This is a genomic window from Avibacterium paragallinarum (assembly GCF_011765605.1).
Taxonomy (GTDB): Bacteria; Pseudomonadota; Gammaproteobacteria; order Enterobacterales; family Pasteurellaceae; genus Avibacterium; species Avibacterium paragallinarum.
The window spans coordinates 749,911-770,963 of sequence record NZ_CP050316.1 but is presented as its reverse complement, the minus strand read 5'-3'; the positions used below and the strand labels follow the sequence as shown (position 1 = coordinate 770,963).

Sequence of the window (21,053 nt, the reverse complement as noted above, 5' to 3'; positions counted from 1 at the left end):
AATTTAGATAATAGATTACTCAACGATACATTGATAATCCACCTATTCTATTTATTTTTCACCAAAGTTTATATAGTATCTCAGATCAAATTTTATAGATAACAATATTTTAGCAAGAATGAACAGCACCACCTACCACCAACTACAAATTTTCCACGCCATTGCCCAAGAGGGGAGTATTAATGCGGCGGCGAGGAAACTGGGGATTACCAGCCCTTCCGTAAGCCAAGCCTTGAAGCTGTTGGAGCAATCAATGGATATGCCGTTGTTTTGGCGTAGCACAAGGCGGGTTCAGCTCACGGAGGCTGGAGCGAGATTGCTCACACAAACCGAGCCGTTAATGCGGGAATTGGACAGCCGTTTAGAGCAGTTTCTCAGCGAAGAACACGCGCCATCGGGTTTGGTGCGGATTACCCTTTCCCGCTTTACTTACCGTTTGATTTTGCAAGATCATTTGGCGGAATTTCACCGTCGTTATCCGCATATTTGCTTGGATATTTCTGTGTATGACGGCACGGTGGATTTGGTGGCTCAAGGCTTTGATTTAGGCATTCGCTTTGGCGACAAAATCGATGAAAATATGGTGGCACGCCAGCTTCTGCCTGCCTTTCAAGAAGGGCTATATGTTTCAGACAGCTATCTGAAACAATACGGTATGCCGAGCCGTGAAAACCTGCACCAACACCATTTAATCGGCTACCGTTTTATCACTACTGGGCAGATTTTGCCGCTGATTTTGGAACATGAGGGCGAAAGCGTGAGTGTGGAAATGCCCACGCCGATGATTTGTAACGACATCGACACCATCGCAGACGGCGTGCGTGCGGGCTTAGGCATTGGGCGTTTATTCACCCCGATTTATCAACAACTACCCGACAAAGCTAACTTTATCCCCGTGTTGCAAGACCATTGGCGAACCTATCCACCTGTGTATGTGTATTACCCACAAGCCAGCCAAAAAATAAAGCGTGTGGCGGCGGTGATTGCGTTTTTGCAAGAGCATATCCACACTAAAAATAATATTCTCTTTCCTCGCGTGTTGAATGAGCAGTAATCTTATTGCACCTTATTCCCCTAAGGTGCCAATTCGATTTCCACACAAAAACCTTTTTCGCCGCGAAAATTCTCCTGATTTTGATACCGCACTTTGTAATGATGAAGTTCGGCGATGCGTTGCACAATGGATAGCCCTAAGCCACTGCCCTTTTCATTTTGCCCTGCGGGGCGATAGAAACGTTGTCCGAGTTTATTTAGCGTTTCATCGGGGACACCGCCGCCATTGTCTTCTATTCTGAGCTGAGTTTTCATTAGAATGATGTTGATCTCGCTCCCTTTGGCACAGTAGGCGATCCCGTTGTCGATCACATTGCGTAGCATTAACGACAGTAACAAGGGTTCGCCCTGTTGCGTTGCGGGTTGGGCGAGTTGATCAAAATTTAGGGTGATGCCCGCTTTTTCTGCTTGAAAATATCGCTCGGCGATGAGTGAGCGGATCAGCTTATCCCACTGAATTTGTTGTAGATTTTCCAGTTGATTGAGATTATCCAAGCGAGATAAGGTCAAAAGCTGTTCCACCAACTGGCTCGCACGGTCAATGCCTCGCGTCAGGTTTTGCAAGGCTTGTTCTCGCATCGACTGATCCTCGCCTGCCATTTGAGCGATTTCAGTTTGGATACGCAAGGCGGTTAAAGGGCTACGCAATTCGTGTGCCGCATCAGCGGTGAAACGGCGTTCACGCAACAAACTTGCTGCGGTTCGGGTAAAAAACTGATTCAGGCTTTCCACTAACAGCAAAATTTCCGTTGGGATTGACTGCGTGTCTAAAGGGTGAGCTTCATCAGGGCGACGTTCGCTCACTTGCTGGCTCACCTGTCGCAACACCGCCAGCTCTCGGCTAATCGTCCAAATTATCACGCCTAACAACAGGGGCAAGCTGGCGAACCAAATCCACATTTGCCCCAGTACCATTTTTTCAATCAGGGCTTGGCGATATTTGAGTTCCTGCCCTACCGCGACCATCAAATGCCCCTCCGCAATAGGTAGCCAGAAAATTCGCCATTGGTCGCTATCCCCTTGTAGCGTGGCGTTATCAAAGCCTCTTTTGGGGTCATAAAGAAAATTATTGCCGTTTTCGCCATCGCTAAGCAACATTTCCCCCTCGCGGGTAAAAATCGCAAACGCCAGTGCGTTATCATCGTGATTTTTTCGCTTTCTAAAGTGCGGTCGTTTTTTGAGGTGATTTTTCCATTCGGGCGGATTGCGGTCAATTAACATTGTGCGAAGATCGGAAGAAGCCAGCCGTTTCGCAAATAAAATCTGTTGCATATCAAAAACTTCATTCACTTGGCTACGCACTGCCGACCACGCAATCGCGGTGGAAATACCCCAAATCGCAATGGCAAGCAATGAGAGAATGAGGATAAGGCGTAAGCGTAAACTACGAGCTGGCATTGTCGTCCTCAAGCGTTCCTAAGGCATAGCCCACGCCGTGAACCGTGCGGATAAAGGGCTTGCCGAGTTTTTGGCGGAGGTTATAGATATGCACTTCTAGGGCGTTACTGCTCACTTCATCGCTCCAACTGTACAATTTTTCCTCGATAAAAGAACACGTTAGCACCCGCTCTTTGTTGTGCATTAGCAGTTCTAATAATTTGTATTCCGTGCCAGTGAGGGAAACGGGCTGCCCGCGTAAAAAGGCTTGATGTTGGCTTAAATCAAGACTGACCGCACTGTGCTGAAGTAAGGATTGCGTTTGCCCGTAACGGCGACGAATTAAGGCTTGCAAGCGTGCAACCACTTCACTCAGTGCAAAGGGTTTGACGAGGTAATCGTCCGCCCCAAGTTGCAAACCTTCGACCCGCTCTTCTAGGCTGCCGCGTGCGGTCAAAATTAACACTGGAACATCGTGGCTCTGCTTACGCCATTGTTGCAACAGGGCTAGCCCGTCTTTCTTCGGCAAGGTGAGATCCAGCACCACCGCATCATAAGGGGCGGCGTTCACCGCGTACATTCCCGTTTCGCCATCACGAAACCAATCCACGCTGAAACCTGATTTGCTTAATCCAATATTCAGCCCGTCGCCGATTAAAGGATCGTCTTCAATGAGTAAAATTCGCATTATTTTTTGACCGCACTTTTATTTTTAACTGAGATCCAACCCCATTTGCCAGAAATCAATTTCCATTCGCGTCGCGGTGGTGAAAATCTGTTGGAGCTGTTGATTTTGCTTCGCCGATAAGCCTTCATATAAGCCATTTAGCATCGCCGTGAAGTCCGCTGCGGCTTGTTGAAAGTCTGCTGCCCCGTAGGTGTCGATCCATTTTTGATAAGGATTATTCGGTGTGGGCGGCTGCTGACTTAAGCGTTTTCCAATTTCCGCATACCCTAACATACAAGGGGCAAGGGCGGTGTAAAGCTCCGCCAAACCGCCTTTTACACCACAATCTAACACATAGCGGGTATAAGCCACGCAAGCGGTCGATTCTGGCACATTTTGCAAGGCTTGCTCAGAAATGCCCCACTCACGACAAAATTCAATGTGCAACTGAATTTCTTTCAACAGCAAATCGTTCGCTTGGTGTGCAACGTGAATTTCTGCAAAATTATCCGCTTTAAAAATGCCGAGCGACAATGCACGGCTGTATTGGAAAAGGTAAAGATAATCCTGTTGCAAATAGTGCTGAAAACTTTTTGTCGCCAATGTGCCGTTGTTCAACTGTTGCACGAATGCGTGGAGAATATAATTATCCCAATAGGGTTGGCTATTTTCAATGAGGTGAGAAACAGTAAGCATTTGATTTTCCTTATATAAATGAAAAGAATGTTGCCATTTCGCCTCACCCACTACATAAACCCAATGAGGGAAATGCCTCATTGAGTTTAACTGAAAAAACGAATTTGTAAAATGAGATTAATTCTCACCCTGAATTTTCACAATATGATGTACTTCTAGCTCCAGCTTATTGTCCGATTTATCTACTTCAGCAAAAATTTTCACTTCATCATTTGGCGTGATGGTTTGCCCTTTCCACGCACGACGATGTTTCACTTCAATTTCCGTTTCACCACTGTTATCACGGAAAAGAAAATCGTTTTTGCTCAACTGTTTCACAATTTTCCCTTGTAATACCACTTGCTGATCGTCTTTCCACTCCCCTTTTTGCGAAATCAAATTAGCGGGTTGATTGGCATCAAAAGAGGGAATTGCCTTTTTCTGCGTTTGCGGATTGCTCGGATCAACAAACCCACCACGCATTCTCTCGCCGCGTGATTTTTTATGATGATGCTTCCCTTGGTGCTTTTCCCCTTTTTGTATCGTTGGGGAATTTTCTGTTGTCTGTGCCACCGAATTTTCCGCATTTACCGCAAAACTCACCATTGATAATAGTAAAATTGTTGCTAAACTAAATTTTTTCATTGTTTATACTCCTTAATAAAAGACAAGACGAGTGTCTTGTTGGAAGCATTAAAACAAAGAAATATTAAGAGAATCTTAAGAGGGAGAAGATTACTCATCTCCCTCTTATATTTTATGAGGATTTTTATGATAAATGATCTACCAATAGCCTGTAGGTTATCGTTACTTTAATTCTTGCTTTTATAAAGACTATCCACCAATTTAGAAGGTAATAATTGCTGATGTTGATGAAAATTAACACCAATTTGATAAGAACCAAAACCAGTTAAATGATCTTGATCAGCATAAACTACTTTATCTTCTGTATAATAATATTGTGGTAAATAAGGAACAATATCTACCCAATGCACATTAGGAATATCCTTAATAATAGAAAATATTTTTTGATTACTTTCTTGAATATTTCCCATATGAATAATTGGAGGTAAATAATTACTTAATCCTAAATATTTAACTCTAAAATATCTTAATGGCGAATAGCTCAATGCTGGAATATTACTAAAAATATAAACTTGCTTATCTTTCGACAAATCTCTAATAAAACGTTCAAATTTGGTATAAAAATCTTTTACTATAAAATCTTTTGGATTTGAACGAGGGACAGGATAATCTCCTGAATACAGATCATAGAAAAAGCTAATAAAAACTATTGGATAATCTTTCACTTCCTCATATACACAATTATGACCTTGTTCATCAACTTCAAAAGTAATTTCGCAAGATGGATTTTTCTTTTCAATATATTTAAAAATTGAAGCACGCCAATACTCTTTATCACCTATATAATTTAAAAAATCTTTTAAGTGCCAAGAATGCGAGTCTCCAATAACAATAATTTTACTTTCCAGCTTTTTATTAGACTGCTGAATAATATCAGCATTAAATGTTTTTTCCCAATTTCTCAGACTATTTCTAATACAATAGTTTGAAGCAATTAGCACCAAAGATGGTATAAGGTAAATGAATAAAAATGATTTTTTAAAACTTATTTGAGAATATCTGATAGGCTTTTCGATAAAAAGATATCCTAAAATAGACAATAAAAGAATTAAAGTCATTTGGATAATAATCATAAAAATATGTTGTGCTTTATCACCTAAAATATAGTGAAAAGGCGTAATTATTACCCAATGCCATAGATATAAAGAATATGATAATAAACCAATTTTTACAATAAACGCATTACTTAAAACTCTCTTAACAAAAGAACTTGATACAGAAAAGTAAATAATACCCGCAGTACTTAAGCAAGGTAATAAAAGCATAACACCTGGTATATACGGCATATTATCCGAATATAGAAAGAAACAGCTAATAAGAATAACAAGAAAGGTTAAAGATAAAAAATCGCTCCATCTTGAGTAACTTTGATTTAGTTCATTTGACTTTTTAAATAAAATTGTATAGGGGGGGGGGGTAAGAAAGACAGCCCTGAACCAATTAATAACTCAAAAAACCGTAACTGTGATAAATAATAAATATTAATGTATTTTGTATAATAGCTATCTGGTATAAAAGTTAATCCTAAACTTAATAGAAATAAAACAAAAGTTAAATAAAAAAATATCTTTTTATTTCTAAAAAGTTTGTATCCAAAAATAAGAAAAAGAGGAAATATAAGATAATATTGCTCTTCTACAGATAATGACCAAATATGTAAAATAGGATTACTATTCGCATCTAGATCAAAATATCCTTGCTTTTTAGCAAAAAATATATTGGCCGAGAAAAAAGTGGAAAATTCGATACCTTTTCTTAGAGTATTAAAATCTTGATATGTAAAAATCAATGTTCCAATCAACGAAGAAAAAAACATAACCGAAATAAAAATAGGAAAAATTCTTTTTATTCGACGGTTATAAAAATCCTTATAAGAGAACTGATTATTCTCTATATCAATAACAATAATCTTGGTAATTAAATATCCTGAAATAACAAAAAAAACATCAACACCTAAAAAGCCACCTGGCAACCAGTGATGATTAAAATGGAAAAGGATCACAGAAATAACAGCAATCGCCCGTAAACCATCTATCTCTGGTCGATATTTAATCTTTGACATAAATGATACAACCTCATATAAAATTTAACGATAAAAATCTCAGTATATTAAATTATATTCGCTTTCTTGAAAAAAGCACAATACGCCGCTACCTTTTTCTCAAAAGCCAAAGGATAAGCCCTTGAGGTAGAGGGTAAACGATATAAATTTAACGTAAAATTGGGGTAGGGATAAGGAATAAAGCTGTTGGTTTTCGGCTCTTTAACCTTTTCAGGTAACAAAGAAAGCAAAATTTCTGTGGCTTTTCCGCCGGTGGTAAAAATCCAATGGCAATGCGGTACTTGGGGTAACACTTCCGATAAATTCACAGTTTCCACCACTTTTAAGAATTTATCAGAAGCGTTGTCTTGCAAGCGAATCGCTTTACGCACGGTTGGGCAAAGAGCGATACCTCGCTCCCAAAGAAATTGTTTGATCCGTTCAGCATCAAACCGTTTTTCATTTGGCACTTGAAAATAGTCCGCACGCCCGAAAAATACCGCACCATAGACCCGCCACATATCATTTTGAAAATTAGGATAATGAAATGCCATACAACGCTTTTCTTCTTTTGGCGGAAAACTTCCCATCATCATTACTGTGGCGTGCGGTGGCAAAATAGCGGGGAACGGGTGCATTTCAATTTGTTGGCTCATTGCTTTTCCTTATTTTTCAAATTTATACAAATATACTCCATAATGACCATTTCATAAAAAAACCGCACTTCCATTTAAAGTGCGGTCTATTTTTAACATATTTTTTGCGAAAAGAAAGTAAAACTTAATTTAAAGGGCTTTTAAAATATCATCCACACGTTCTTTCGCATCACCAAAGAGCATTTGGGTGTTTTCTTTGAAGAATAATGGATTTTGTACGCCTGCGTAGCCCACTGCCATTGAGCGTTTGAAGACCACCACATTAGCGGCTTTCCACACTTCTAGCACTGGCATTCCTGCGATTGGGCTGTTTGGATCGTCCATTGCCGCTGGGTTTACGGTATCATTTGCACCGATAACCAATACCACATCAGTATCCGCGAAATCATCGTTGATTTCGTCCATTTCTAATACTACGTCATAAGGCACTTTGGCTTCAGCGAGTAACACGTTCATATGCCCTGGCAAACGCCCTGCTACTGGGTGGATACCAAAACGCACATTCACGCCACGATCACGCAATTTTTGTGTGATTTCAGCCACTGGATATTGTGCTTGAGCCACTGCCATTCCGTATCCCGGGGTGATGATCACTGAGCTTGCATTTTTCAGCATTTCCGCTACTTCTTCTGCGGTTGTTTCGCGGTGTTCGCCTTGTTCTTCATCACTACTTGCAACCACATCATTACCAAAGCCACCAGCGATAACGCTGATAAATGAACGGTTCATCGCTTTACACATAATGTAAGAAAGAATCGCACCTGATGAACCTACTAATGCACCCGTTACGATCAAGAGATCGTTATTAAGCATAAAGCCTGCTGCCGCAGCTGCCCAACCTGAATATGAGTTCAGCATTGACACCACCACTGGCATATCCGCACCACCAATTGATGCCACTAAATGCCAACCAAAGGCAAGGGCAATGATGGTCATTAATAGCACTGGGAAGATATTTTCTGGTGAGCTTAAAAAGGCAATCATTAATAAGGCAGACACCACTAAGGCCGCTAAATTTAATTTATGGCGATGCGGTAACATCAACGCTTTAGAATTGATAATGCCACGCAATTTACCAAATGCTACCACAGAGCCCGTGAAGGTTACCGCACCAATAAAGATCCCTAAGAACACTTCCACATTGTGGATTGTAGCAAGGGTTGCTTGTTCTGCATCAAAGGCGGCTTTCGCGTTTTCTAATGCGGCTTCGCTGATAAATGCGGTACCTTCTGGTGCAACAAATTCAGGGGTAACGTGTAAACCAAAGCTGTTAAAGCCTACCAACACCGCTGCAAGACCAACAAAGCTATGTAGAATTGCTACAAGCTCAGGCATTTCGGTCATTTCTACTTTTAATGCACGCTGGATACCAATCACCGCGCCAATCGCCATTGCGATTAAGATCCAAATTTGCCCTGAAGTTTGTGGGCCAAAAATGGTTGCGATAAGGGCTATGGTCATACCCACAATGCCATACCAACAACCTGCTTTAGCAGTTTCGTGTTTAGAAAGCCCTGCTAAGCTCATAATGAAAAGTAATGCCGCTACAATATATGCAGCCTGTACTAGACCTTCTGACATTGCTTTTTCTCCTTAACCTTTTCTAAACATTGCAAGCATACGTTGGGTAACTTTAAAGCCACCAAAAATATTGATACTTGCCACTAAAATTGCAATAAACGCGAGCAGGCTAATAAAGAAACTGCCTTGGGCAATTTGCAATAATGCGCCCACAATGATGATGCCTGAAATGGCATTGGTTACCGCCATTAATGGCGTATGTAAGGCGTGGCTCACATTCCAAACCACATAGTACCCCACCACACAAGCAAGCACGAATACGGTAAAGTGTGATAAGAATGCCGCAGGCATCACTGAACCTAACCATAGGAACAACACGCCAATTGCGCCCATAATGCCGTATTTCACGCGTGGGTCTTGCGGTTTTTCTTCTTTTTTCTCAACAACCACTTCCACTTTTTGCTGTGGCTGGGCTGAAACTTGAATTGGTGGCGCAGGCCAAGTGATTTCACCATCACGGATAACCGTTACACCACGCAATACCACATCATCAAAATCAATGTTGATGTTGCCATCTTTCTCTTTGCACAATAATTTGAGCAAGTTCACCAAGTTAGTGCCGTAAAGTTGGGAAGATTGCGTTGGCAAGCGCACTGGGAAATCGGTATAACCGATCACTTTCACCTGATTATCGGTAACGAACACTTCACCCGGTTTGGTATATTCGCAGTTACCGCCTGTTAATGCGGCTAAATCCACAATCACCGAACCTGGTTTCATTGAATCCACCATTTCTTTGGTGATCAAACGCGGAGCAGGTTTACCTGGGATCGCAGCGGTGGTAATAATAATGTCCACTTCTTTCGCTTGTGCAGCGTAAAGTTCCATTGCACGGCGGTTAAATTCTTCCGACATCACTTTCGCATAGCCATCACCTGAGCCACCTTCTTCTTCAAAATCAATTTCTAAGAAGTCTGCCCCCATTGATTTCACTTGCTCTTTCACTTCTGGACGAGAGTCAAAGGCACGCACGATCGCCCCAAGGCTATTCGCTGTACCGATTGCAGCCAAACCAGCTACACCTGCACCAATCACCAACACTTTCGCCGGTGGCACTTTACCCGCTGCGGTAATTTGCCCTGTGAAGAAGCTACCAAAGGCATTCGCCGCTTCCACCACAGCACGATAACCAGAAATATTCGCCATTGACGAAAGGGCATCTAACGCTTGCGCACGTGAAATACGCGGCACGGCGTCCATTGCTAAGACATTGATTTTCTTCGCCGATAATTTTTTCATCAGGGCTTCATTTTGGGCTGGCCAAATAAAGCTAATTAAAGTTGCCCCCTCTTTAATTAAGGCAATTTCCTCATCAGTCGGAGGATTCACTTTCATAATCACATCGGCATTCCAAACTTCTTGCTCAGTGCCAACTTTCGCACCCGCTTCAATGAATGCCTGATCTTCAAAACTGGCTTTAAAGCCCGCATCGTGTTCAACAATAATTTCAAAGCCAAGCTTCAAAATTTGCTGCACCGTTTTTGGCGTTGCCGCCACGCGAGTTTCATTATCAAGCCGTTCTCTAGGTACACCAATTAACATAATGTTTCCTTCAAATTGGTTGATGATACAATCTGGAAAACCTTGCTTTCCAGCCCATAAATGACAATAGTCAAAACCGCCCTAACTGTACCACTTATTCTAGATAACATACAAAAAGATTTTACATATTGCATCGAAAAAATTTACCGATAAATGACTATGTTAAAATTTATCTAAAAAATATTGCCTTTCTCTACCACAAAGAAAAACTGCCGCCAAAACACACCGCACTTTTTCCCCCAATCACAAAATGGTACACTTCAAGCTTTTAGATCAATTAGGAACAACAATGCAATTACCTTCATTACAATCCGCGACATTCATTCGCCGTTATAAACGCTTTTTGGCTGATGTAGAGCTGGCAAATGGCGAGGTGCTGACGATTCACTGTGCTAACACAGGGGCGATGACGGGCTGTGGCGAGAAAGGCGATACCATTTGGTATTCCACCTCCGATAGCAAAACCCGCAAATACCCCCATTCGTGGGAACTCACCCAGCTCAAAAATGGGCAAATGGTGTGCATTAACACGCACCGTTCCAATCAGCTCACCCTTGAAGCCTTGCAAAATAAGCAAATCAAAGAATTAGCCGCATACAAAGAAATTTTGCCTGAAATGAAATATGGCGAAGAAAACAGTCGCATTGATTTTCTGCTCAAGGGCGAAGGGTTACCCGATTGTTATGTGGAAGTGAAATCAGTAACGCTGGTAAAAGGCGATCTTGGAATGTTCCCCGATGCCGTAACCACACGAGGGCAAAAACATTTGCGTGAATTAATGGCGATGAAAAAGCTCGGACATAGAGCGGTGATTTTTTTCGCAGGATTGCACAACGGTTTTGATCATTTCAAAGTGGCAGAATACATCGATCCTGAATACGCCAAATTGCTCAGCCAAGCGATCAAAGAAGGGGTTGAGGTGTATGCCTATGCAGGCGAATTTGAATTTTCGGGTCAAATTCCTACCGCACTTTCTTTGACCCATTGCGTGCCTTACATCGAATAAAAAATATTGAGAATTATTTTCATTTATCTGTTGACTTTGTATTTGAGAACTATTATCATCTAACCATTCAAACAATAATAGATAATCACTCCAACACTTTAGTGCCTCTCCCCCCACAGAAAGAGGCACTTTTTTTATGCGTAAAACTAAACTAATAAGTGCGGTCAGATTTTGGTAGAAATTTTAACAATCTTGTAACGAACGCAACTGACGACCTGTTGCATCAAAATTATCAGGTGAAAGCCAACGCTTAAATTTAGGTTTCATTGCTCGCCATTCTTCTTCCAACATTGAAAAAGACGCCGTATCCTCGTTACGACCTTTATTAATAGCTGCTCGCCTCAAAATACCTTCAAACTGAAATCCAAGCCGCTTTGCTGCATTAATAGATGGCTGATTTAAGCTATCGCATCGCCATTCATAGCGGCGATAATGCAAAGTTTCAAAAACATATTGCATCACTAAAAAATGGGCTTCGGTTGTTGCAACACGGGAATTTCTTTTAAGGCTTTCAGAATAAATGATCCCTATTCTAATAGTACGGTTTTCTCGGTTCACAGGAGATAGAGACAAAAATCCAACAACTTTTTCTATAGCTTTATCAATAATAACTAAATAATAAGCCTCTGAAAACTGCATACAGGCTTGCAAAAGCCGTCGTGCGGCTTGTTCGTTAGGTTGTGCATCAATAGACAAATAAGTCCATTGGCTTTCAGGGCTATTTGGCCCAAAAAAATCATAAATATCGCTAAAATGACGAGATACACAAAGCCGTTCCAAACGACAATATTGCCCCTCTAACACCTGAATATTCGGCAACTCTCCCACTGTAAAATCTGCAATAAGTTCACCGATAGGCTGACCGAGATGGTTAATTGGCATTGTACTCCCTCATAAAAATAGGCGTAACACCTGTAATAATTGATATACTTGATGTTAAAGCTTTAAATGCTAATTTCAATACAGCTGTCGTACTGCATAATGACTTGTTTTATTGCACGACCTCTGGTTGTGATAATACTGTCGATAGCCTGAAAACTTTCAATTAAGCCAGTTAAAACATCTTTCAATTAATACCGCACTTTTAAAAAGTGCGGTGTTTTTTTAGCCTTTTTTGGATAACTGTGGAATGTCAAAATAACACTTAGCTATACAGCATTGTGATATTACTTATCCACAACAAGCACACTTTTACTCAAACGTAATTGTTTCTGTAATTCAAGCGTTACCTTATGTGCTTTCTCCCAATCTTTCTTCGTTAGTAATGGGCGAATTTCCCGTAAATAAATTTCGGTACTTGTTTCCCCTGTATGATGTTCGTACCCCAATGGATGGCTACGCCAACGTTGAGGATCAATTAACACATCTTGAGAATAAAAAGGATCAGAATTATTTTGGATATGTTTGTCTAATTTCGCACGTAATTCCCGCTTAATCTCTCGGTAATTTGGATCATTTGCTAAATTACGTGTTTCACCACGATCATTAACCATATCATAGAGTTCTTCTTCCTCGTCCTCTTTATAAAGCACATATTTAAACTCATTTGTTCTTAACATTCGTGCTGGTTGAAGATCAAGATTTCGATCCGTATTCCAATGGGCAACAACATATTCTCGCCACTCTTCGGTCGGTTTATTTTGTAATAATGGTAACAAGGAACGCCCATAAATCGGATTAGGAACAGTTAACCCTACATAATCACAAAGTGTTGGCAATAAATCACATAAGGATACCAGCTCTTTTTTATGCTGATTTTTTGAATATCTGGCCCGAGGAAGGTAAAAGGTACATTCATCGCTTCTTCATAAAACCAATTCATTTTTGTAACAAGCCGATGAGCCCCCATTGCATCGCCGTGATCAGAGAAAAAGACAATGAGCGTATCATCATAAAGCCCGTTTTCTTTCAATGCATTAATGACTTGCCCAATATAATTATCCGCAAGTTCTGTATAGTAATAATAAGCTTTAAGATATTGTTGAAAATTCTTTTCATTCCATTTGCCTGCCTGTTTTACTCTTGTATGAGTACAGCAAGCATATTGAACCGCTTTTGGTCGATTAATTAAATCTGATTTTGTATCAAAATTATCTAAAAGCTCAGGCAATTCGCCGATCCCTTCAATATCGCCGTGTTCTCCTGCAAATTTGCCTACCCAGCCGTTAATATTGTGCGGATTATTGAATTCAACCGCTAATAAAAATGGTTTTTTCCCTTTTCGTTGATTCAATCGATTGATAAATTTTAAGCTTTCCTCTAAGCAATATACATCTTCTTTAGTGTCATAATTCACAGGAAAAGCGGGTTCAGCGGGAAAATCTTTTTCAATTTGTTCCGCACTAATAAAACCTCTCAACGCACCGTGATCATGGCGTTTTCCAAAATGGTAGCATTCATAGCCCGCCTCACTAAAAATGGATCCCACGGTTGCCAATGTTTCAGGAATATCCGCATTATCATTGGCAACAACTCCCGTATGATGAGGTAAACATCCTGTCCAAAAGCTCGATCGCGAAGGCGCACATAGCGGATAACTACAATAAGCATTCTCAAAACTGACACCTTGAGCCATTAACGCATCAATATTCGGCGTTTTTACGACCTTATTTCCATATCCCCCAACCGCACGCTTAGCTAGCTGATCAGCGGTAATAATGACAATATTTTTAGCATTTAATAATTTTTCGCCTTCATTACTACAGGTATCCTTAGCCATAGTTTCTGGCATTACCACCATACCAGCAGAACCTAATGCGACATTACGAATAAATTTTCTACGTGTAATACTCATCGTTACTCCAAGATATTTAAATGAAACCCTGTAGAGAATGATATGACACTTTTCATTTTAAAACTGTGAAATAGCTCACATAATATAAAATATATGATTATTTTTTTTGAAAAAACGTTTCAACAAATAAAATTTCAAAATACTATCCGACAAGCAAATTAATTAATTTAATCAGAAAGACTCTTAACTAAGAATAGCTTATAAATAATACAAAAAAGAGGTGAGGTTGTATTCTTTCAATTTTTAAGGTATAAACTATGGTCAAATTCCCATAGTAAATATACCAAAAGTAAATGATACGAAAAAAAGTTCTCTTTATTGGAGCTGGTGGCTATGCAAAATCTGTCCTTGACTCCTTAGACAAAGATAAATTTGAATTAATCGGATTCATTGACAACTTTCAAAATATAGGAAACCACCATTTAGGCTATCCAATTATCGCCAACAATATTGAAACTTTACCCAATAGACAAGACTATGAATATTTCATTAGTATCGGCGATAATACTCATAGAGTTAGGCATTTTATTAATCTAATGAAATTTGGTTGTAAACTGATTAATGTTATTGACAAAACAGCCCTTATTTCCGATGGTTCGACACTGGGAATTGGCGTGTTTGTGGGTAAGTATGCCATTATTAATAATGGTACCAGCATAGGCAATAACGTTATTATTAATACCAAATCATTAGTTGAACACGGTTGTATAGTCGAAGATCACTGCAATATATCTACAAATGCGACATTAAATGGAGATGTTATTGTTGAAAGTGCCAGCTTTGTTGGCAGTTCCTCAGTAATCAATGGACAATTAAGAGTGGGTACGCATTCGATTGTTGGCTCAGGGGCTGTTGTCGTGAAAAATGTAACGCCATATACCATTGTTGCCGGCGTACCTGCAAAACATATAAGGAATATAAAATGACAAAAGTATTTATTACTGCTGAGATAGGGTGTAATCATAACGGTGATCCAATGCTTGCAAAGAAAATGATTGAAGTTGCTAAAGATTGCGGAGTAGACGCAGTAAAATTTCAAACATTTAAAGCAGCTCAATTAATTTCAAAATTTGCTCCTAAAGCAGAATATCAAAGAAAAACAACGGGTGAACAAGATTCACAACTTGCTATGACCCAGAAATTAGAATTGTCCTATGAAGATTACAAATGGTTATCTGAATATGCAAAATCATTAGGTCTAGAGGTTTTTTCAACCCCTTTCGATATGGAATCTATAGATTTCTTAGCAAAAGAAAACCAAAAAATTTGGAAAATACCTTCTGGAGAATTAACAAATTTGCCATACTTGGAAAAAATAGCCCAACTTCCAATACAAGATAAAAAGATAATTCTTTCAACTGGTATGAGTACCATTGATGAGATTGAGGCTACTTTAAATATACTAAATAGATGTGGTGTTTCCCCTAGAAATATTACGATTTTGCACTGTAATACCGAATATCCTACACCTTTTGAAGATGTAAATCTAAATTCAATCAATGCTCTAAAAGAAGCCTTTCCAAATTATTCAATAGGTTTCTCAGATCACTCCGAAGGTTATTTTGCTGGAATAGCTGCTATTCCTTATGGCATTTCATTTATTGAAAAACATTTTACACTAGACAAATCTTTCGAAGGTCCTGATCATCAAGCTTCAATCACTCCTAATGAACTAGCAATACTATGTCAAGGTATCAGAGTTATAGAAAAAGCATTAGGTACATCTCAAAAGGTTGTCACGCCTTCAGAACGAAAAAATAAAATTGTAGCAAGACGTTCTATCGTTGCTAAGAAAAAAATTTCTAAAGGCGAGGTATTTACTATCGATAATATTACAACTAAAAGACCCGGTAATGGCATCAGTCCTATGCATTGGTATATGTTATTAGGAAAAAAAGCAGAAATGGATTTTTATGAAGATGAATTAATCATAGATAGTAGATTTCCTAACCAAGACTAACGAATATATAAGTATGAAAAAAATTGCCATTATTCCAGCACGTTCGGGTTCCAAAGGCTTGCCTAATAAAAATGTCCTATTAGTTTCAGGAAAACCACTAATTGCATTTTCAATAGAAGCGGCTCTAGAATCTAAAGAATTTGATAAAATTATTGTGACAACAGATTCTCAAGAATATATAGACTTACTCTCTCATTATCCTATTGATTTTATTCATAGAGATGCTGATTTAGCGACAGATTCAGCAAGCTCTTATGTTGTAATAGAAGACGTCCTACATAAATATAAAAACATTACATTTGATTACTTTGTTTTATTACAACCGACATCACCATTAAGGACAGCAAAGCACATTATTGATGCGAATCGAAGGTTTGAATCTCACTTTAGAAAATTTGATTTCCTTGTTTCCGTTTCCTCTGCTCACAAACCAACGACATTAACTCGCCCTATTGAGCAAGATGAAACGCTCAAACATTTCAAACTAGATTACTCCAATTATGCAAGGCAAAATTATAGCCCAGAATACTCCCCTAATGGAGCTATATTTTCAGCTAAGCCCTTAGCATATTTAGCCCAAAAACATTTTTATGGAAAAAAATGTCTAGCATATTTTATGGATAAAGAAAGCTCAATAGACATTGATGATAAATTAGACTTTGAGTACTTCTATTCAATTATTCAGCAAAGAAATAAAAGAGAAATTTTATTATCTCAAATTAAACAACGCATTGAATATAAAAAACATTTATTCAGTAAAATCCAAGAAATTACTTTCATTGGTCATTCTATTTTAGATAGATGGACAATACAAACTCTAGGAAAATATAAAATTACTAACTTAGCTATATCAGGAATCGCTACACAAGAATATCAATCCTTAATTCTCGATAGTGGATTATTAAAAAACGTTGGTAACAAAACTATTATAATGCTGGGAACGAATGACATTATCAGCAAAAATTGGAATAAAGAAGAAAATTTACTCGCTATTCAAAAATTAATAGATAGTATAAAAAGCCTTAATCCAAATACAGTAGTTTATTTTTTAGAGATCTCACCTACGGCACTTCGCCTAGATAGAAATAATAATAAGATTAAAGAATTTAATCATTATCTTAAAAATAATTTAAAAGATATAGAATGGATTGATCTATATGATGAATATAGCGATAAATATGGAAAATTAGATTTATCACTGAGTGATGATGGTCTTCATTTTAATGCTGAGGGATATACAAAACTCTACTCTATTTTAACAAAAAAGTTAGATAACAAAAAACAATGAAAAAACTTGCTTATATTACAGGTTCTAGAGCTGAATATGGAATCGTCAAAAGACTATTAATCAAACTTCAACAATGTAATGATATTGATCTATCTGTGATTGCTACAGCGATGCACTTAGATAAACAGTATGGCTTTACAGTAAATAATATTATTGAAGATGGAATTAAAGTTTCTCACAAAATACCATTAACACTAGATAGTTCAAATAATGAAAAAGTTATTGATTCAATGGCTGAATGTCTCTCGTTATTTGGTCACTTTTTTCAAAAAAATTACTATGATGCAATAATGATATTAGGCGATAGATATGAAATGCTTTCCGTAGCTATCGCAGCTGCTATGCATAATATTCCTATCATTCATTTACACGGCGGAGAAAAAACATTAGGAAATTACGACGAATTTATTAGGCATAGCATCACTAAAATGGCTAAATTACATCTAGTTTCTACTGAAGAATATAAAAAGAGAGTAATTCAACTTGGTGAAAAACCAGATTCCGTAATAAATATTGGTTCTTTAGGGGCTGAAAATAGTATATTACTTCCCCTTCATTCAAAAGAATATATTTATAATAAGATTGGATATAAAAAGCCCTATTTTGTTGTTTTATTTCATCCTGAAACACTGCTCCAAGATGATTTGAATATGCAAGTTGATGAGCTTTTAAAAGCAATAAACGCTCTAAAGAATAAATATGATTTTATCTTTATTGGCTCGAACTCAGATACAGGTTCAGATCTTATTCACAAAAAGATTAGCAATTACATTAATCAGTATAATTATAAATACTTTAATTCACTTACTAGTGAAGAGTATTTAACATTAGTGAAATATTCTCAAGGTTTAATCGGAAATTCCTCCTCTGGACTCATTGAGATTCCATCACTTAAAGTCCCTACAATTAATCTAGGTAACCGGCAATTAGGAAGAGTAAGAGGGGAAACGGTCATAGATTGTCCTGTTTGTTCCGAACAAATTGTTAAATGTATCGTCGCCTCACAAGAAAAAGCATTTCTTGATAGAGTAAAAAATAGCCAAAATCCATATAGAAAACAAAATACACTACAACTTGCTTATGATAGTATCCTAGAATTTATAGCATCACCGACTAAAACACAGCTTAAAGACTTTTGGGATTTATAAAACAGTTTATAATTTCTTACAATTCAACAAAATGAAATACATTTAGCATAAATTAATTTTAATTAACATAAATGAGTAAAAATATTGACTATTATAGATTTCATTTGAATATTGTTTTTTCCTATCTATAATAATGAAATTCAAGAAAATAATTTACACATATAGGATACCTCAATGACTGATCTTTCACCTTTGCTTGCCGAACAGCTTGCTGAGCTTAAACGCGGCACAGATCAACTTTTTTCAGAACAAGATTTAATCGAAAAACTTAAAGAAAACCGTCCGTTACGCATTAAATTAGGGGCTGATCCAACTGCACCCGACATTCATTTAGGGCATACGGTGGTGCTAAATAAATTGCGTCAATTCCAAAATTTTGGTCATCACGTTATGTTTTTGATCGGGGATTTCACCGCAACCGTAGGCGATCCATCGGGGAAAAATGCGACGCGTCCACCGCTTTCTCGTGAAGATGTGTTACGCAATGCGGAAACCTATAAAGAGCAAATTTATAAAATTTTAGATCCTGAGAAAACGGAAATCGTGTTTAACTCCGATTGGCTTGGGGAATTAGGCACGGTGGGAATGATCCGCTTGGCATCAAATTATACTGTCGCACGAATGTTAGAACGTGATGATTTCAAAAAACGTTTCACCAATAATCAGCCGATTGCCATTCACGAATTTATTTATCCGTTGTTGCAAGGCTACGATTCTGTGCATTTGAAAGCGGACGTGGAATTAGGCGGCACAGACCAAACCTTCAATTTGCTGATCGGGCGTGAACTGCAAAAATCAGACGGTCAAAAACCGCAAGTCGCCATCACCTTACCACTGCTTGTGGGCTTAGACGGTGAGAAAAAAATGTCGAAATCCCTCGGCAACTACATCGGCGTAACGGAAGCACCTAATGAAATGTTCGGCAAAATTATGTCGATTTCAGATGAGTTAATGTGGGATTGGTACGACTTGCTTTCTTTCCGTCCACTCAGCGAAATTGCTCAGTTCAAACAAGAAGTAGCAGAAGGACGCAACCCGCGTGATATTAAGGTGTTATTAGCGAAAGAAATCACTGCTCGCTTCCATTCTGAAGCCGAGGCAGACGCTGCAGAGCAAGCCTTTATTAACCGCTTCCAAAAAGGGGCGATCCCCGATGAAATGCCAGAATTTACCTTTGAGGGCGAAATTGGGCTAGCCAACTTGTTAAAAGAAACGGGGCTTGTTAGCTCGACTTCTGAAGCCATTCGTATGGTAAATCAAGGCGGGGTAAAAATTGACGGCGAAAAAGTGGAAAATGCCAAAGCCATCATTTACGCCTCCACCGCCGTTTATCAGGTGGGCAAACGCAAATTCGCTCGCGTAACGGTGAAATAATTCTTTTAAAAATAGGCGTATGAGAATACGCCTTCTTTTTAGCCAAGAAGCTAAATGGATTTAGCCAGAAAAATAATGCAAAAATAGTTCAAAACAAGACAGAGTATTGCTCCAAAGCGAGGAAAAATAAAATGTCAATAAGATGTAACGCGATGATTAATCCTTTGATTTTAAAAGCTCGCTTTGCCGAACGCGTTGTACTGCCTGCAAATCAACGTTTTGTCTTATTTTGAAATCAAAGGATGGTAAAATGAAATCCGCACCGCAGAAGTGCGGTCAAAAAATCAAGCAAATTTATAAGGAAAAACAATGTCAGAAAAAATTTGGGTATTAGGCGATGCCGTGGTGGATTTAATCCCTGACGGCGAACAACATTATTTACGCTGTGCGGGCGGTGCACCTGCCAATGTGGCAGTGGGCGTGGCTCGATTAGGCGGTAAAAGCGGTTTTATCGGCAAAGTGGGGAAAGATCCGCTGGGTGAATTTATGCGTCAAACCTTACAACAAGAAAAAGTGGATACTGCCTTTATGACCTTAGATCCCGCACAACGCACCTCCACCGTAGTGGTAGGTTTAGATCAAGGGGAACGCAGTTTCACTTTTATGGTGAACCCAAGTGCGGATCAATTTTTGCACGTTTCTGAATTACCCACTTTTGCACAAGGGCAATGGCTGCACTGTTGCTCCATTGCGTTAATCAACGAGCCATCTCGCACCGCAACTTTCACCGCGATGAAAGCGATTCGCCAAGCGAAAGGCTATGTGTCTTTTGATCCGAATTTGCGTGAAAGCCTGTGGCAAAGCCTTGATGAAATGCGGGAGGTGGTAATGCAAGCGGTAGCATTGGCGGACGTGTTGAAATTCTCCGAAGAGGAACTCACTTTCCTAACGGAAACAGACGGTCTTGAAAAAGCGTTCGCAAAAATCACCGCACTTTATCCTGAAAAATTGATTATCGTTACCCTTGGAAAAGCGGGTGCGTTGTATCATTTCAAAGGGCAAAAAGACATTGTGGCGGGCAAAGCGTTGCAGCCTGTGGACACTACGGGAGCGGGTGATGCCTTTGTGGGTGGCTTGCTCGCGGGGCTTTCGCAAAATCCTGATTGGCAAAACAATCGCGAAACACTCGTGAAAATCCTACGCCAAGCCAATGCCTGCGGTGCGTTAGCCACCACAGCAAAAGGTGCGATGTCTGCCTTACCGAACCACGCACAATTACAAGCGTTTTTAAGCGAATAGCGAATAA

General features: G+C 39.1%; 20 protein-coding genes. 8 read left to right on the top strand and 12 right to left on the bottom strand.

Annotated elements, in window-relative coordinates:
• The first annotated feature begins 118 nt into the window (after positions 1-118).
• Positions 119-1,054, top strand: coding sequence for a LysR family transcriptional regulator (locus HBL79_RS03820; RefSeq protein WP_035688498.1), 936 nt, complete (start codon positions 119-121; stop codon positions 1,052-1,054).
• A 20-nt stretch (positions 1,055-1,074) separates the two neighbouring features.
• Here HBL79_RS03820 and qseC read toward each other — a convergent pair whose 3' ends face one another.
• The 9 genes from qseC to pntA form a co-directional block, all read right to left on the bottom strand.
• Positions 1,075-2,451 (bottom strand): quorum sensing histidine kinase QseC, encoded by a 1,377-nt coding sequence (gene qseC / locus HBL79_RS03815; RefSeq protein ID WP_035688499.1) that lies wholly within the window; start codon positions 2,449-2,451, stop codon positions 1,075-1,077.
• Positions 2,438-3,118 (bottom strand): response regulator, encoded by a 681-nt coding sequence (locus HBL79_RS03810; RefSeq protein WP_035688500.1) that lies wholly within the window; start codon positions 3,116-3,118, stop codon positions 2,438-2,440. Before HBL79_RS03810 ends, qseC begins: the two co-directional genes overlap by 14 nt.
• Before the next feature lie 24 nt (positions 3,119-3,142).
• Positions 3,143-3,793 carry a thiaminase II gene (gene tenA / locus HBL79_RS03805; protein ID WP_035688501.1) on the bottom strand — a complete coding sequence of 217 codons (651 nt, stop codon included), beginning with the start codon at positions 3,791-3,793 and terminating at the stop codon, positions 3,143-3,145.
• A 117-nt stretch (positions 3,794-3,910) separates the two neighbouring features.
• Complete coding sequence (locus HBL79_RS03800; protein ID WP_035688502.1) at positions 3,911-4,417, bottom strand: YgiW/YdeI family stress tolerance OB fold protein; 507 nt, start codon at positions 4,415-4,417, stop codon at positions 3,911-3,913.
• 167 nt (positions 4,418-4,584) lie between these two features.
• The gene (locus HBL79_RS03795; RefSeq protein ID WP_051128118.1) at positions 4,585-5,682 is read right to left on the bottom strand and encodes an acyltransferase family protein; all 1,098 of its coding nucleotides are present in this window, start codon (positions 5,680-5,682) and stop codon (positions 4,585-4,587) included.
• Between the two features lie 107 nt (positions 5,683-5,789).
• On the bottom strand, positions 5,790-6,479 hold the full coding sequence (locus HBL79_RS03790) for an acyltransferase family protein (protein WP_052716795.1): 690 nt from the start codon (positions 6,477-6,479) through the stop codon (positions 5,790-5,792).
• A gap of 47 nt (positions 6,480-6,526) precedes the next feature.
• Positions 6,527-7,114: a DNA glycosylase gene (locus tag HBL79_RS03785; RefSeq protein ID WP_035688504.1), complete on the bottom strand. Its 588-nt coding sequence runs from the start codon at positions 7,112-7,114 to the stop codon at positions 6,527-6,529.
• Positions 7,115-7,243: 129 nt separating this feature from the next.
• On the bottom strand, positions 7,244-8,695 hold the full coding sequence (gene pntB / locus HBL79_RS03780; protein ID WP_035688506.1) for a Re/Si-specific NAD(P)(+) transhydrogenase subunit beta: 1,452 nt from the start codon (positions 8,693-8,695) through the stop codon (positions 7,244-7,246).
• A gap of 12 nt (positions 8,696-8,707) precedes the next feature.
• Positions 8,708-10,237 (bottom strand): Re/Si-specific NAD(P)(+) transhydrogenase subunit alpha, encoded by a 1,530-nt coding sequence (gene pntA, locus HBL79_RS03775; protein ID WP_035688509.1) that lies wholly within the window; start codon positions 10,235-10,237, stop codon positions 8,708-8,710.
• A gap of 289 nt (positions 10,238-10,526) precedes the next feature.
• On the opposite strand from pntA, the gene sfsA reads away from it, so the two are divergent.
• The gene (gene sfsA, locus HBL79_RS03770) at positions 10,527-11,243 is read left to right on the top strand and encodes a DNA/RNA nuclease SfsA (protein WP_035688511.1); all 717 of its coding nucleotides are present in this window, start codon (positions 10,527-10,529) and stop codon (positions 11,241-11,243) included.
• A 183-nt stretch (positions 11,244-11,426) separates the two neighbouring features.
• Here the strand turns inward: sfsA and HBL79_RS03765 are convergent, their stop codons facing one another.
• The 3 genes from HBL79_RS03765 to HBL79_RS03760 form a co-directional block, all read right to left on the bottom strand.
• Positions 11,427-12,125 carry a GNAT family N-acetyltransferase gene (locus tag HBL79_RS03765; protein WP_035688513.1) on the bottom strand — a complete coding sequence of 233 codons (699 nt, stop codon included), beginning with the start codon at positions 12,123-12,125 and terminating at the stop codon, positions 11,427-11,429.
• Between the two features lie 284 nt (positions 12,126-12,409).
• Positions 12,410-12,961 carry a sulfatase/phosphatase domain-containing protein gene (locus tag HBL79_RS12355; protein WP_208743566.1) on the bottom strand — a complete coding sequence of 184 codons (552 nt, stop codon included), beginning with the start codon at positions 12,959-12,961 and terminating at the stop codon, positions 12,410-12,412.
• The gene (locus tag HBL79_RS03760) at positions 12,937-14,037 is read right to left on the bottom strand and encodes a sulfatase-like hydrolase/transferase (RefSeq protein ID WP_208743565.1); all 1,101 of its coding nucleotides are present in this window, start codon (positions 14,035-14,037) and stop codon (positions 12,937-12,939) included. The genes HBL79_RS12355 and HBL79_RS03760 overlap by 25 nt, the downstream gene beginning before the upstream one ends.
• A 293-nt stretch (positions 14,038-14,330) precedes the next feature.
• Between HBL79_RS03760 and HBL79_RS03755 the strand changes: the two genes are divergently transcribed.
• From HBL79_RS03755 to HBL79_RS03730, 6 genes are all read left to right on the top strand, one after another.
• Positions 14,331-14,963, top strand: a complete 633-nt coding sequence (locus HBL79_RS03755) for an acetyltransferase (protein ID WP_017805869.1) — start codon at positions 14,331-14,333, stop codon at positions 14,961-14,963.
• Entirely contained in the window at positions 14,960-15,997 is a 1,038-nt protein-coding gene (gene neuB, locus HBL79_RS03750; RefSeq protein ID WP_035688517.1) for an N-acetylneuraminate synthase, read from the top strand. The genes HBL79_RS03755 and neuB overlap by 4 nt, the downstream gene beginning before the upstream one ends.
• Before the next feature lie 13 nt (positions 15,998-16,010).
• Positions 16,011-17,285 (top strand): cytidylyltransferase domain-containing protein, encoded by a 1,275-nt coding sequence (locus HBL79_RS03745; protein WP_046097373.1) that lies wholly within the window; start codon positions 16,011-16,013, stop codon positions 17,283-17,285.
• Positions 17,282-18,433 (top strand): UDP-N-acetylglucosamine 2-epimerase, encoded by a 1,152-nt coding sequence (gene neuC, locus HBL79_RS03740; protein WP_017805872.1) that lies wholly within the window; start codon positions 17,282-17,284, stop codon positions 18,431-18,433. The genes HBL79_RS03745 and neuC overlap by 4 nt, the downstream gene beginning before the upstream one ends.
• Before the next feature lie 174 nt (positions 18,434-18,607).
• Complete coding sequence (gene tyrS / locus HBL79_RS03735; RefSeq protein WP_035688521.1) at positions 18,608-19,807, top strand: tyrosine--tRNA ligase; 1,200 nt, start codon at positions 18,608-18,610, stop codon at positions 19,805-19,807.
• A gap of 309 nt (positions 19,808-20,116) precedes the next feature.
• A complete protein-coding gene (locus HBL79_RS03730; RefSeq protein ID WP_035688523.1) occupies positions 20,117-21,046 on the top strand; it encodes an aminoimidazole riboside kinase in 930 nt (309 codons plus the stop codon).
• The last annotated feature ends 7 nt before the right edge of the window (positions 21,047-21,053 follow it).